This is a genomic window from Paenibacillus sp. 1001270B_150601_E10, assembly GCF_015558675.1.
Classification (GTDB): domain Bacteria; phylum Bacillota; class Bacilli; order Paenibacillales; family Paenibacillaceae; genus Paenibacillus_B.
In genome coordinates this window covers 621,199-635,193 of record NZ_JADMOL010000002.1, presented here as the reverse complement: position 1 = coordinate 635,193, position 13,995 = coordinate 621,199, and the positions used below count along the sequence as shown (strand labels likewise).

Annotated in this window: 11 protein-coding genes; all 11 read right to left on the bottom strand. The window is 48.7% G+C overall.

The window, feature by feature from the left end:
* Positions 1 to 148: 148 nt before the first annotated feature.
* The 11 genes from I2H74_RS07840 to I2H74_RS07790 all read right to left on the bottom strand — a co-directional run bounded on the left by I2H74_RS07840 (position 149) and on the right by I2H74_RS07790 (position 13,986).
* A complete protein-coding gene (locus I2H74_RS07840) occupies positions 149 to 2,500 on the bottom strand; it encodes a hypothetical protein (protein ID WP_195573026.1) in 2,352 nt (783 codons plus the stop codon).
* A gap of 199 nt (positions 2,501 to 2,699) precedes the next feature.
* On the bottom strand, positions 2,700 to 3,320 hold the full coding sequence (locus I2H74_RS07835; RefSeq protein ID WP_195573024.1) for a DUF456 domain-containing protein: 621 nt from the start codon (positions 3,318 to 3,320) through the stop codon (positions 2,700 to 2,702).
* Positions 3,321 to 3,627: 307 nt separating this feature from the next.
* Entirely contained in the window at positions 3,628 to 4,008 is a 381-nt protein-coding gene (locus tag I2H74_RS07830) for a PH domain-containing protein (protein ID WP_195573022.1), read from the bottom strand.
* 113 nt (positions 4,009 to 4,121) lie between these two features.
* Positions 4,122 to 5,195 (bottom strand): Gfo/Idh/MocA family protein, encoded by a 1,074-nt coding sequence (locus tag I2H74_RS07825; RefSeq protein ID WP_195573020.1) that lies wholly within the window; start codon positions 5,193 to 5,195, stop codon positions 4,122 to 4,124.
* 287 nt (positions 5,196 to 5,482) lie between these two features.
* Positions 5,483 to 5,878, bottom strand: coding sequence for an RDD family protein (locus I2H74_RS07820; RefSeq protein ID WP_195573018.1), 396 nt, complete (start codon positions 5,876 to 5,878; stop codon positions 5,483 to 5,485).
* A 247-nt stretch (positions 5,879 to 6,125) separates the two neighbouring features.
* Entirely contained in the window at positions 6,126 to 8,387 is a 2,262-nt protein-coding gene (locus I2H74_RS07815) for an ABC transporter ATP-binding protein (protein WP_195573016.1), read from the bottom strand.
* Between the two features lie 139 nt (positions 8,388 to 8,526).
* On the bottom strand, positions 8,527 to 9,078 hold the full coding sequence (locus I2H74_RS07810; protein WP_195573014.1) for a DUF1854 domain-containing protein: 552 nt from the start codon (positions 9,076 to 9,078) through the stop codon (positions 8,527 to 8,529).
* 1 nt (position 9,079) lies between these two features.
* Positions 9,080 to 11,434 carry an ABC transporter ATP-binding protein gene (locus tag I2H74_RS07805; RefSeq protein WP_195573012.1) on the bottom strand — a complete coding sequence of 785 codons (2,355 nt, stop codon included), beginning with the start codon at positions 11,432 to 11,434 and terminating at the stop codon, positions 9,080 to 9,082.
* A 559-nt stretch (positions 11,435 to 11,993) separates the two neighbouring features.
* Positions 11,994 to 12,842: a copper amine oxidase N-terminal domain-containing protein gene (locus I2H74_RS07800; RefSeq protein ID WP_195573010.1), complete on the bottom strand. Its 849-nt coding sequence runs from the start codon at positions 12,840 to 12,842 to the stop codon at positions 11,994 to 11,996.
* Between the two features lie 126 nt (positions 12,843 to 12,968).
* Positions 12,969 to 13,460, bottom strand: a complete 492-nt coding sequence (locus I2H74_RS07795) for a VanZ family protein (protein ID WP_195573008.1) — start codon at positions 13,458 to 13,460, stop codon at positions 12,969 to 12,971.
* A gap of 4 nt (positions 13,461 to 13,464) precedes the next feature.
* Positions 13,465 to 13,986 carry a GNAT family N-acetyltransferase gene (locus I2H74_RS07790; protein ID WP_195573005.1) on the bottom strand — a complete coding sequence of 174 codons (522 nt, stop codon included), beginning with the start codon at positions 13,984 to 13,986 and terminating at the stop codon, positions 13,465 to 13,467.
* Positions 13,987 to 13,995 lie beyond the last annotated feature (9 nt).

Here is a 13,995-nt window from a genome sequence, read left to right as displayed (position 1 = left end):
CTAAATTCAACTTGATAAGCCGGATCCATCAAATAAAGCGACATCTGAGGACGATTTAACGTCTCTTGGATGCCGCTTTTTCGTTATGCATGGACAAGTCTCCGAGAGAATGTGCTCCCAGCGCTGCCACTTCTTCAATATCCTGCTCTTATCTTGCAATCCACCCCATCTTACAAACATCCTCGACCTTTTTGTCTGCAAAGCTTACCTCAACCATTGTTGCAACTTGCAGGTTGACATGCACGCTGCTAACGATCGATTCATAAGGGTCTACCGTAATGCCGTTCTCTACCTTCTTTACCGTACAGTTCCAAGCTATAAGTTCTCCACCTTCACGCTCAATCACATAGGCCTTGCTGAGCGCGACTTCTTCAAGACATTTAAAATGCTCATGCACATCATTGTCCTGCAAATTCACCTCATGCCAGTCTGATATCATATCCAGATACTGCTCGCCTAGTACAAAGTGACGGGATGGATAACGGGAAGTGTGGTGATGTCCCTCTTGTGCCATGCTTGGATTCTCTGCCTTTAACGGTCTGATAATCTGGGAGGCTTGAATATAAGGATCAGGCACAAAAGCCCATCTGAGCTTGCCGTTTAGAGGCTCAATCATCTGAACACAGCTGCCAAGCGCATTCATCGTCTCGGTTAGATAATGCTCTTCTCCTGTCAGCAAATAGGCATACCAAGTAGCGTACGTTCTCCACGACGTCCAGCCATGCGGCGAATTGAGCATGTTTGGCTGTAGGGCGATATCATACTGCGATTCCCAGAAGCGGCGTGTCGCTCCCCGCTGTCTGCCATCTGGAATGATGAGATTCGTAAGACTGTTATGGCCATCAAGCATCTTCAGTGCCATATCCTTGTAAAGCTTGCCTTCCCCCTCATTCTCCTGCATCCATGCAAACATGCCAAGCTGCAGCGCGCTGCAGGAGATCATGCCATCCTCAAAGGTCAATTCCCCCTCTGTATCAATGTTGCCATCTGCACGAACAAGCTCATCCATCGCACGCTTGGCTGAGTGAAGATGCCGCTCCGCACGCTCTCGCCACTCCTCTGACTGCACGGCCAACGGCTGCTCCGCCTGCACCAGCTCCAGCATGCTTTTCGCTGGATAAATAACGGACGTATAGTGAATCGTTCCTGCTCGATAGGAGCCATCCTCTGCTTGAGCATGCTCAACCAGCCAGTCCGCAAAGCCTGCCGCATGCTCTAATGCTGCTAGATCGCCTGTCGCCTCATATCGATCTACCAGCACACTGACCATCGTAGATACATTTTGAATGCGATGCTTCGCAAGGAGAGGCTCATAGGTGTTTGTATCGAACATGAGCGGGAGAATACGCTCAAGGATTCGATCGCTCTCTTGAAGCATGTCTGCATTCGGCAGATGCTTCTCTGCCAGATACAGCGTAAATAATCCGTACCAGCTTTCACAATGCGATGTCGCGCGCGGCGGGATTGCCAAAGCAGATGCCCTTGCCTTTTCCATATACCAAGACCAGGGTTGCCGAACGGAAACAACTGCTTCTGCCACCTTCCCATTAACGCCTTCTACTTGAAGCACATATGCGCCTGGTTGGTCACCGGCAATGAAGAGTCCCTTATACGCGCCTTGGCATTCGACAACGCTCCACTCATGGCGTGTTCCATCTGGAGCAAGCCATTCAGCACGCACAAGCTTATCTCCATCCACTTTTACAACCGTTTCCTCAAAAGGTGCAAGCGTCGTTCGTTCCAGTTCAATCATCGGCGCCTTGCATAATGGCGCTAGCTTGCCTTGAACCTCGTCAAGCTTATCAATAACGGTAAAATAGATGGTCCATTGCTTGGTCTCCCCAGGCAGCAGCTGATACAAATGCTGTGGATGTCTAGCCGGTAGAGGCAGAGTATGCAGCAGGTCGAGATTACATGTTTCGACGCGGTGCCCATACCACTCAACCTCTCCTTCCATATAGCCAACGTTGTAATCCAGACTCCACGACGCGATCGGATCTGGCGAGGCAATGCCAAGGATCATGCCATTTGGGCTCATGGCATATCCCCAAAAGTGAGTGGTTTCACAGCGCAGCAGGGTAGGAAACAGCTTGTCATTCCAGCCTGGGTACGATTCCATATACGTGTCTAGCCCAATCTTGAGTCCGCAGCACTGCGGTTGGATCGGCACACGCCCTATGTTTTGAAGAGTGGCTCTTACAACAAGACAGTCTTGAGCCATGCTGTAATTCAGGGCATATTTGAAACACTCATCTTCATGTTCAAATTCAATCGATTCCGCATCCTGAGAAGTAAGGCTCAAATCAATCGCATGCTTCACTCCCTCCCATTCTCCATACCAGCGAATACCTTCATGAGGCCCCTTCTCACGGAATTGTATCCGGTTCCAATCCGTTCCATGCCGCTGCTTCATCGAAGCAATGCTCCCATTAGGGTGAAGCTCAATTTGTACCGTTTCATTTGCTAATGTCACAAGTTCTTCTGCCTGAGCGTTCATCATAGCTAACTCCTTTCTATCTCTGTACCTATAACTGTATTCTAGCATTGATGAGCATTCATTCGATTTCGTTTCGTCGACACCCTGCTATCAATCTGTTTACTTCTATTGTTCCACATGAAAAAAGCCACCCTGTGTTTGTGCACCAGAATGGCTTTACTTCGTAAAACGATTTCGATTAGACAAAATGTGAAATGGAGCATCAATTCGAGCTGAATTTGTCCTTGAGCTGCTCAAATTCCATTTTTATCTTGGATTTAAAGCTGTCAAGCTTCTCCTGACGCTCTTCTTGACGCCGCTCACGCATGCGCTCGCGAGCATCACGACGAAGCTCCTGCTCCACCTCTTGAGCACGCTCAATCTCTTCTTCCACGACCTCCACATCTTTTCGCATGATGTAGACAGGATCAAGTTGAAGCAGATAATGGTCCATCGCATGCTCACGCTGCTCCTGAGCCAAGAGCACGAGGGCTAGATCGCCATTCACCAGCTTCTCTGCTGTCGTGAACATAATACTCGCATTGTCGAGCTTATCGTCGCCTTCCTTCGTCGCACCGATGATGGCACCTAGGCTTCCGCCAAGCAGCATGCCAATGGGGCCGCCCAGAATGCCGACAATGGATCCAATGAGTCCGCCTGTCAGCCACTCTCCATTGCCTGAAGCGCTAAAGCCGTCCGTCATCACGATGCGTTCCTGTTCTTTTTTGACTACGGCCGCTTCCAATATCGCGTATTGTTCTGTCACTACCTTGCTTTTTAGCTCCGACAAAGCTTGATAGGTCTTGCTCTGATCCTTAAATACAGCTACAATTACGTTTTCCATCTTTGCATCCACCTTCCACTCATTTCGTAATGGTTGTTATTACCCCATTATGGGAAGGTTTGTAACAAATAACCTCTTGATCATTGAAAGGGGTCTGACTTTTTGTGCTGCTCCAGGATATACAGATCAAGCGCTTCTATCCCTCTCCTCATGAGCTTGATCAAGAGGACGAGTATATATGCCCAGCGCGATGCCAGCAGCATACACGACAAAGGTAATGATTGTAACTAAAGCGATAAAGGGATTCGGCATTTTTCCTTCACAGCCCCGGAATATCCGAGGCTTGAAGTCGTTAGCATCATTCCGTTTACTTCAATACATGCTTCGCTAATGTTGCCTGTACCACGAATACGTTGGAATCCTTGCGGAACTCCTTGCGAATCGTCGGCTCTACTGCGCTTGAAATCCAAATTTTCAGCTCAGAGTCCACGTCGAAAGTACCGGCAGTCTCTACGCTGAAGTGGCTGATGCTCTTATATGGAACAGAATGATAGTCCGTCTTCTTACCTGTAATGCCTTGCTTGTCGATCAAGATAAGGCGTTTATTCGTAAATACAAACATATCCCGAATGACCTTAAAAACCGATTCTACTCCCTCTCCTTCTGCAAGAATCGGACGAAGCTCCTGCTCCACTTCCTTTGGGTTAATCTCTGATGCGTTGCCTAACAATCCGTCAAATAGGCCCATGTTCACTGCTCCCCTCATCATTCAAGTCTTAACAGTATTACGCAAATAGCTTACAGTAAGTTTCAATTGGTTATCTTTCACACTACTTTCTATATCCTGTTTATTAATAGTAACTATACATAAGCTACGTTGACCAAGCTTCGTTCAGCCGAGGAACGCCGTACCGCATCCAATACACATTGCACGCGATGTCCGTCGCGAAAGGTAGGAAGATCCCTGTTTTCTCTGCCATACATCAAAGATTGATAGATGCCTTCGATCATCGGGTAGACACCGCTGTAATACAAGCTCGCAGGAGAACTTAGCGACTGTGGCGGACGAACCTGCTCAAGCTCTACTTTCTCATAGGCACCGCCATAGCTGAGCTCAAGCTCTGCATCCTGACGCACTCGCAGCGTTCCCTTTGTCCCGTATATCTCCACTTCCCACCCCGTTCCTCTTACTGCTGCCTGAAAAAAGTCCATATTAAAGGTTGTGCCGCCTTCAAGCGTCCCGTTAATCGTAAAGCCATCCTCTGCATCTCTTTGTTCCATTCCATTTGCGTCTTCGAAGCTTGGAACAGCAAGCTTCAACTGAGCATTCACCTCAGTGATGCGCGCATCCAGCCACCACATGAGGGAATCCAGCATATGGGAGCCTATCGCGTTCAGCATCCCTCCTCCAGCCTTCTGCTGGCCTTCCCAGCCTCGCCGGCTTGTTGTCAGCAGAGCATATCCTGAGAAGCTGCCTTGAAATTTCACATGCTGAATCTGTCCAAGCACTTGCGACGCCAGCAGTTCTCGCACCTTTCTTCTGACAGGCGTCAATCTCCATTGAAAATGGACAAAGCCTCTTCTCTCATTTCTCTTCTCTGCTGTCAGCATCGCAAGCGTCTCGCTTGCATGCATGCCAAGCGGCTTCTCACACCATACGTTCATATGCCTATCTATAGCGGCCAGCGCCATTTCCTTATGGAGCGCAGGTATCGAGGTAACGCTGACCAGATCCAGCAGTTCTTCTGCCTCAAGCATTTGCCGCCAGTTCTGATAGCGTTTCCCGATGCTCAAATGAGAGACGTCCTCCTGCTTCAGCTCCCGATGGACACTTGCCAGTGCAACAACCTCGAAGCCTTCATGCAGCTTAAGGATAGGGACATGCACAGATGCTCCAAATTCGGTTCCGATAATTCCAACTCTAAGCTTCTTCATCCGTCTCTTCCTCTGTGCCTCTATTCTCCTTCAATGAGCGCCCTTTGGAACCTGCCATCTCCGCAGGCCTTATCCATGCAGTCTTCTTTTCTCATATGTCGCAAAATAGAACGTGCCCGCAGGCGATCTCTTTGTTCTCTCATTTGCTTAGGAGCATCGTCGACTAATAGTTCAACAACGAGTTCTACTATACTCCACACAAAAAATACACCTTATAACATAATTATTAACAATTTTAACCAAAATAACTATCAAAGCTTCAGATCATGACCTTCGCATAACCCTTATTAATCATGCACCACTTCCGTTCCCGCAATAAAATCATGAATAGCTCGCTTATCCTCTCGCAACCCGACCATAAAAGCGCTAATAAGGGCAGCCATGCCGAACGTAATCCCGTAAATCAATCCCGATACGATATTGCGAAGGAACATCGTTCCAAGCGTAGGCGGAGAGCCGTCCAGCTTTTGAATGCGAATATTGCATATTTTCTTTCCAATCGTATATCCTGCCCACATCACAGGAAGCAGCAAGCTGTACAGCCCAACGATCACATTTGTCATCGTCTCGCCAAAGGATTCCGAGAATAGGATATACATGATGAGGCTTACAGGAATACCAATAATAATACCATCCAGAATGGCTGCACCCAGTCTTATCCAAAATCCTGCCTGCAAATTCATCCCTCCCTTTGTTACCCTCAACTTATACGATGGCCTTCCTATATATTCCACAATTATACAATATCATGGACGATTCATGCGATTGGTCCCTACTCCTATCCGTTATCGCTCTTTCAAAAAGGCACATGATCTGCGATCCTTGATTCGCAGCATCATGTGCCTTTGCCTTTTTCATATCTCCTGTGCACTTGAAACGTGCCATCATGTTCTGTATTTATCTCTTTATTGATGCGATCTAGACCTTCGCCTAATTGGTAACGACCTGTGCGGCTGCTGGCGCAGCGGCTATGGCACTGTTAGGCACCTTCACCTGCTTCTTCGGCTTCGCCATATTGCGCTGAGCCATAATGAGCTTGTAGTATATGCCCTGCTTCTGCATAAGCTCTGTATGCGTTCCAATCTCTGCAATCTCGCCCTTTTCCAATACGAAGAGCCGATCCGCATTCCGAAGCGTCGAGAGCCGGTGCGCGATCGCAATCGTCGTCCGATTCTCCGTTACACGCTGCAGCGCCTCCTGAATGACACCCTCCGTCTCAATATCCAAGGATGCGGTCGCTTCATCCAGAATAAGAATGCGCGGATTGCTGAGCACTGCTCTTGCAATGGCGACCCGCTGCCGTTCTCCGCCCGAGAGATTGTTTCCATTCTCCTCTAGCTTCGTATCATATCCATCCGGCAGCTGGATGATAAAGTCATGTGCATTGGCAACCCGCGCCGCCTGGATAATCTCCTCCAAGGTCGCCTCAGGCTTCGAATAGCGAATATTGTCTGTAATCGTTCCACTGAACAGAAAGGTTTCCTGCAGCACCACGCCAATCTGCGATCGTAGTTCCTCCTGCTCAATCGAGCGAATATCAATGCCATCCATGAGCAGTTCGCCCTCATTCACGTCATAGAAGCGGGAGATCAGATTGATCATGGTAGACTTCCCTGAGCCCGAATGCCCAACCAGCCCGATCATCTCTCCTGGCTTGATCTCCACGTTAATATCCTTTAACACGGGCTCATACGTCTTATAGCCAAACGTCACGTTGCGAAACTCAATATGGCCTTGAATCTCATGCTTTACGGCCTGCTCGGCATCCATAATCTCAGGCTGCTCATCGATAACGGAGAATACCCGGTCAACAGCAATGACGGCATTTGTGACCCAGCGCGGCATGTACATCAGCCAGGTCAGCGGCCCATAGATCATGGATGCATAGCTTGTAAATTGAACAAGCTCACCGATATTCAAGCTGCCGCCTATAATCAGGTTGCAGCCTACGAGCAGCACGATATATTGCCCAATCTGAATCAAATAGTTCGATATTGGCGAGAGAACGCTGAATACCTTCTCCGTCTGGATCGCTGCATTCGCAAACTGGGTATTGTAATCCCGAAAGCGCTGAACCTCACGCGCTTCCTTGCCGAATGACTTCACCACGCGAATTCCGCTCAACACGTCATGCAGGAAGGAATTCGCTTTGTCATGAATTCGCCACTGCTTATGCGAGAGCTTGCGCAGTACGCGGCGCCAGATGAATACCTGGATATAAGCAACCAAGGGAGCAGGCAGAATGACGATCAAAGCAAGCAATACATTGGTCTGAAACAAGAGCACGCTTACGGAAACAAGCGTAATCAGCTGCAGAATGGCCATTGTGCAGATCTCTTGTATCAGGTTCCGAATCCGATCGGTATCTGAGGTAATCCGGTTCATAATGTCGCCTGCCCGCTGCGACGTCAGAAACCCAAGCGATAAACGCTGAATGCGGTCAAATACCAGCTTCCGCAGATCAGCTGCTATATTGGAGCTGACCGTCGTCATGATGCGTCCCTTTGCAACGGTCAACAGCTCGCTGCCGATTAGAATAACGGCCATCCCCGCAATGGCGACCATAAAGACCGTCAGATCAGGGTTCTGTCCCTCTGGCGGGGCAAGCGATGAATTAATCAGTATTTTTTGAAAATAAGGTCCAAGCAGAGACAGCCCCGTAATCGCACACAATAGCAGTACGCCTATCGCAAGCATCTTCCAATGCGACATGGATACGCCCCAGAGCCGCTTGAAGGCTGCCGCCTTATTGATGCATCTTGGGCAAATCCGGGTACCGCGAATCAGCGGTCCGCCGCACTTCGCACATGCAGGCTCAGTCTCGTCATTGTAGATGCGGATCGGCTTTTGGTTCGCTACACTCGTTAGAATTTGAGCAATATATGCATAACGCCCCGCATGCTGCATCGAAGCCCTTGCAACGATTCGAAGTCCATCCTGATCCTTTGCCTCAAGAATGACATTTCCGACAAGCGGGATGACCTTGTACTCGTTTGCTTCACCGATTAGATGCGACGCTCTTACTTCACCGTCTTGAACAATGACGTAGCGTTCCTCGCCAATAACCAGGTAGCCCTCGACCATACGCCCCTGAAGCGTGAGGTCAGCAGGCACACAGTAGCGGATATGCTCCCCGACAGCGGCCACAGCCGCTCGTTCGTCCCGCTCCGACAGCTCAAAGCGCAGATTCATGGTTATCCTCCTACGTTTTCTTTGCCACAATAGAATGGACAATGTTCACTCTAAATGGAGCATCAACATTCTATCTGATATAAAAAATTGTACTTTTATTTGCGGTCGCTCATCCGTAAATGGATCTCGAATAGATGTCCTATAAGCACATTTCCACCATTCGATATTCCTTCTCGCTAAGCTGATCCAGCCGCTCAATTAAGAAGCGGTTGCCGTCCACATCCTGAATCAGAAGCTTCTGCTCCGAGACCAGCTTCGCATTGCCGCCTCCGTTGCGCACCGTGAACCGGCAGCGCCCTGCCTGCGTCTCGGCTTCCCAGTAGGCATACCCGAACTCTTCCTTGATCGCAATGACCTTTGTAATGATCGGTGCAAAGTAGCGGATGGCAATCTGCTCCTTCAGAAGCTGTGCCAGCTCCTCTGGGAAGTCGTCCAAGGACTCAATCATCCCCACCTCTTCATTCTCAAGCGTCCGCACCGATATGTAGAGAAGGCGGTTCGAGTGAGGAAACGAGCAATGCAGGTACACCGATGGATAGTGTTTCTCCTCTACTGTTACAGAGAGCATCCTTCCCTTCGTGAGCACAAATTGAGCGTTATGGGGTGTTAAATATTTGATTTTAGCAGCTTCCGCTAGAGTTACCCCGCCTTTTACCGCCCCTTCGTCATGCCCGATATCTTCGAATGCCATCTTAACCTACTCCTCTCATCTGCAGTGCCTTGTCATGCTTTTGAACAAGCTCATAATACATGCCTTCCGTCTCCATCAATTCATCATGCGTGCCCGCTTCCATCACTTTGCCCTTATCCATCACAATCAGATAATCGGCATTGCGAAGCGTAGACAAGCGATGGGCGATTGCAATCGTCGTTCGTCCTTGAATCAGCGTCTCCAGCGCCTCTTGAATCTGAAGCTCGGTCTCCGTGTCCAGCGAAGCCGTTGCTTCATCTAGAATTAGAATCGAAGGATTGTGCAGAATAGCTCGTGCTATCGATAACCTCTGTTTCTCTCCGCCAGATAAGCTATGGCCGCCCGTGCCGACGATTGTATCGTATCCATCCGGCAGCTTCTCAATAAAGTCATGCGCCTTTGCAATCTTTGCAGCGTACAGAATATCCGCCATCGAGCAGTCTGGATTGGCATAGGCGATATTCTCTGCGATCGTTCCCATAAAGACGTACGTCTCCTGCGACACGATCCCGATATGCTCGCGCAGCGTATCAAAGGACAAATCGCGCACATCGTGACCATCAATTCGAATCTCGCCTTCATTCACGTCATAAAGTCGCGAAATCAGATTAACAAGTGTTGATTTGCCCGCTCCAGAGTGGCCAACGACACCAATCATTTGCCCTGGCCTTGCATGCATCGTTACACGCTTCAAGATCATCTTGTTCGGCTCATAGCCAAATGAAATGTTGTTAACCTCAATCTCCCCTTGGATCGACGGAAGGCGAATCGGGTCCTTCTTCTCGTTCACATCCGGCACCGCATCCTGAATCTCAAAGATTCGCTGCGCAGCGGACATGCAGTACGACCACCAGCCTGCGATATTGTTCATAAATTGGATCGGTCCATACAGCATGAAGATGTAATGAATAAAGGTCATCAGCACCCCGAAGGTCAGCTCCCCCCTCATCACCTGCGTGCCGCCGAAGGCCCAGATAATGAGACCGCCAAACTGTGTGAGCATCGACAGAATCGGAAAGACGGTGCTGTTCATCTTGTTGAATTGCTGCTCCGCTCCAGCGAATGCCATATTTGAGCGCTGGAAGCGTTCCATCTCCTGTCTTTCCTTCCCGAATGCCTTTACGACACGAGTCCCTCTTGTTGTATCGCTAATAATCGCATTCATGACGGCTACACGGCGATGCCTGCGCCATGACAGTCTCCACAGCTTCGGAAAGGCGGAGCGAATAATGATCATCACGAACGGCATCGGAATAAAGCACAGCAGCGTGAGCTTCCAGTCCATCATCAGTAAAATAACCAAGATCCCGACGATGTTCATCGCATTTACGATAAAGTAGGAAATACCGTCCACAAAGAAATATTGCAGCTCCGTAGCATCATTGTTTACACGCGTCATAAGCTGTCCGGTTTGCTTTTTCTGAAAGAAGCTCAGCGACAGCCGCTGCATCGCAGTAAAGACACCTGACTTCAGATCAAAGGCGACATTGGCTCCCAGTCGAGCATTGATCAGCCCATACAGCACGCCAAACAGCAAGGACAGCGTGCGGAACAAGACAATGAGGCCGATAACGAGCGCGATCTGTCCTGCGAATGGTCCCGTATGTCCAAGTGCCTGATCAAACAGCACCGTTCCTTGCAAATAAGGGATCGCAAGCCCTGTTGCTGCGTTCAACAGCATAAACAAAACGATAAACACAATGGAAAGACGGTAATGGCTTGCAAGTCCAAGCAGCCTGCGGAAGATGGCGTGCTTCTTCATGCACTTCGGGCATACTTTGCGATCCTGCTGCGGATACAGCATCCCGCATGTGGGACAAGCATGACTGGTTCCGCTTTCTTCGCGCTCCTCCCGAAGCGACTCCTGCTTCTTCAGCTTCTCCACTAGAGATGCAAGCCTCGTTGCCTTCTTCATCTGACTGTTGGTAAATGCCGCAAGCGTCCGCTCTTCGCCGTCCTGCCCCTTCAATACGAGAAGTCCTGAAGCCACGAGATTCACGATAAATACGCTCTCGATCTTCTCCAGCGGAATGCTTTCCACCTTCCATTCCGGCTCGCGCGAATAAACTTGTTCTTGAACCTTACGGTCTTTGGAGCGCTTCATCCATTTGGAGAAAGTCTGATCTCCCCACTTGTCTGCTCTTTTTCCAGTTGTCGTGTATCCGGTAAATGTCGTTTCCTTAAGCACCGTATCCGGATCAAAGACGAGGATGAGCTCCTTTTCGCTCAGGAGCACATAGGTATGCTGGAAACCGCCCTGAAGCGTTCGATCGCAGCACACCCCATGCAGCACGCCCTCAGGCGCATGCCGGTGCTCCTTCAGCACCGTAAGAATGTCATTCGGAATCGTACTCATAGCATCTCCTTTGACATCATCATTTTTTGTTCACCATATTCTTTCGTACTTCGCTCGTACTAACACCATGCATTTACGAAGCTCTTTAAAGTGCACCACCCATCATAGCAAAAACGGGAATTGAGCTCCATGTACTTTTTTAGTCTGCACCTTGGCTATTTGCAGCTTTTTGAAATCGATTTCAATTCGGCATGCAGGACCACTTCATCCTGTCTTTTTATAGCCCCCATGTATTCAGCACCAGACGATTGCGCCAACTCCTCTAGCGTATCATCTACTCCACTTTTCGCGTAACTCCCCTATTTAGTTATAATAAAAAAGACCAATGAGACGGCAAACAAGAGGTACGGCATGAAATACGCTACCCGCACGCAAGACGAAATTCTCGCTTATTTCGGATGAAGGGCTAAGCAGTAACTACATCCTCATTATTCCACATGGAAACCTACGACAAAGGCCTTGAGTACCGAGCAGTCATTCCGCCGGCATCAAGGCCTTCCTTATTCGAATATTTCCTTATCAAATATCGACAAGCTTCATTGACCCATGCCCGTTTGCTTTAGGCAACGGTATTGCTGACCATTTTGAGAAATCCTTTTTTCGCGGCCTTATCCATTAAGGCATCAATAGCTTGTCTTGCCTGATCGCTAAACAGATGCCATTGGTCAGAAGAAGCGTCATAAATCAAAACGTCTGGATAGCCTAACAGCCATTCATCTGGAAATGCGCGCTCTAACATATAGATATCGTATCGTTTTACGCTGTTTCCTTTTTCGTCCAAAAAGTCATATTGTCCCGCTTTATAATAAGACCCAGGAGTATCAAGATTAATAGACCATGAATAGCTGGCAGGAGCTTCGACCTCCCTGCCCTTGTTTTCCAACATAACGTTATGAATCTTTTCGTTGTACGCATTCCCTGTTACTTGCTGTACAACGCCACCCATCGTCATATGGTACTCATACTGCAATGCTTTCACGCGCACACCATCGATAACCAATGGCTTTGTATCTATCGTTACCGTTAAGTTGCTGTAATTGACGTTACAACCAAATGTCTCTGCGATAAAGCGAAGTGGAACGATCATGCGATGATTTTTCATATATGGTTTGGCATCAAGGTATACCTTTTCGCCATTCTTCTCTGCTATAGGGCTGTTCAGGTTTAATACTATTTTCATATTGCCTTTAGTCAGCGTAACTCTGGAATGGGACCAGTCGACCTGAGCCCCTAAATTCTCACTGATCACGCGCAGAGGCACCATCATGCGATCATTGCGAATTTCAGGTTCCGCATCCGATACGATCGTAACACGGTCCACTTTAATTTGAATTTCTGCCGCACTCGTACTCGGCGACATGCTAAATATGAGAATGGCAACCAAAACACCAAAGAATCCTTTCTTCATGTACATCCCCTTCTTAGGTTATATGGGTACATCATCATGTACGCAAATACGCATAAGAAAGTTTTGCAAAAGAAACGACAAAACGTTGACTGATCTTTCTTTGCTGCAATTATGATCTTTTATTTTTTATCCATTTATGCTGTCGTTTTCTATCGTTGTAAAGGTCTTGTACCAGCCGTGAATGATTCGGGACATAATAAAGCCTAAGGTTACGCCAATAGTATTCAGGATCACGTCGTCGATATCGAAGCTTCCTCGCCTCGACAGCATTTGAACCAGCTCTACTGTGAAAATAAAGCATAGGAATCGGCTCATCAGCTTACGATAGCTCCAGCCCCATAGCCCTGGAAGAAGCCCAAGAGGGATAAATACACCGATGTTGCCAAGGATATTAATGGCCCATGACATCGTGCCAAAGTGCCTCGCATTCATATAGCGGGATATTTCATGGAAAGGGACAAGATTGTAGCGATAGCCCCCGACAGCTCCCGCTCCTCGTCCGAATCCGAACAGCATCAAGTACAGCAATCCGAGCGTATAGGCCAAAAAGAAAGCCCTGCTCACGCTCCGCCAAGCTCCGGTTCTCATACGAGTGTCCTCGGCTCTTTTCGCGCCCATAAGCTTAGCCTGCATCCGGCTCAATTCGGCGGCCTACGATGACCAGATCGCGCTCTACGCCATCCAGCTTTGCCACCTTTGGCAGCAGGCCCCACTGCTCAAAGCCGTGCTTTTTAAGAAGGGACAGGCTCGGCACATTATGACCAAAGACAAAGCCTACTAGATGATCAAGGCCCAGTCGAGGGCAAGCCTTAAGCGCTTCTGTAATGAGAATGCTTCCTAGCCCTTGCGAACGATGCGCTTCCCCGATATAAATGCTGATTTCTGCTGTGCCATTATAGGCAGGACGGCCGTAGAACGATTGGAAGCTCAGCCATGCAGCCACCTTCCCGTCAATCTTTACAACCCAGAGCGGCCTAAAGTCAGCTGAATGCTCATCGAACCATGGACGCTTGCTTTCTACCGTTATAGGCTCCACATCTGCGGTCACCATGCGGCCCGGAATGGTCGAATTATAAATCGCTACAATTGCCTCTAAATCTTCTAATGCTGCATCTGCAATCTCATAAGATGGAGCCGTCTTCATGATTGTTGT

Bases quoted from the DNA above. Each gene is read 5' to 3' on its own strand.
- I2H74_RS07840 (WP_195573026.1), bottom strand. From the start codon at position 2,500: ATGATGAACGCTCAGGCAGAAGAACTTGTGACATTAGCAAATGAAACG.
- I2H74_RS07835 (WP_195573024.1), bottom strand. From the start codon at position 3,320: ATGGAAAACGTAATTGTAGCTGTATTTAAGGATCAGAGCAAGACCTAT.
- I2H74_RS07830 (WP_195573022.1), bottom strand. From the start codon at position 4,008: ATGGGCCTATTTGACGGATTGTTAGGCAACGCATCAGAGATTAACCCA.
- I2H74_RS07825 (WP_195573020.1), bottom strand. From the start codon at position 5,195: ATGAAGAAGCTTAGAGTTGGAATTATCGGAACCGAATTTGGAGCATCT.
- I2H74_RS07820 (WP_195573018.1), bottom strand. From the start codon at position 5,878: ATGAATTTGCAGGCAGGATTTTGGATAAGACTGGGTGCAGCCATTCTG.
- I2H74_RS07815 (WP_195573016.1), bottom strand. From the start codon at position 8,387: ATGAATCTGCGCTTTGAGCTGTCGGAGCGGGACGAACGAGCGGCTGTG.
- I2H74_RS07810 (WP_195573014.1), bottom strand. From the start codon at position 9,078: ATGGCATTCGAAGATATCGGGCATGACGAAGGGGCGGTAAAAGGCGGG.
- I2H74_RS07805 (WP_195573012.1), bottom strand. From the start codon at position 11,434: ATGAGTACGATTCCGAATGACATTCTTACGGTGCTGAAGGAGCACCGG.
- I2H74_RS07800 (WP_195573010.1), bottom strand. From the start codon at position 12,842: ATGAAGAAAGGATTCTTTGGTGTTTTGGTTGCCATTCTCATATTTAGC.
- I2H74_RS07795 (WP_195573008.1), bottom strand. From the start codon at position 13,460: ATGGGCGCGAAAAGAGCCGAGGACACTCGTATGAGAACCGGAGCTTGG.
- I2H74_RS07790 (WP_195573005.1), bottom strand. From the start codon at position 13,986: ATGAAGACGGCTCCATCTTATGAGATTGCAGATGCAGCATTAGAAGAT.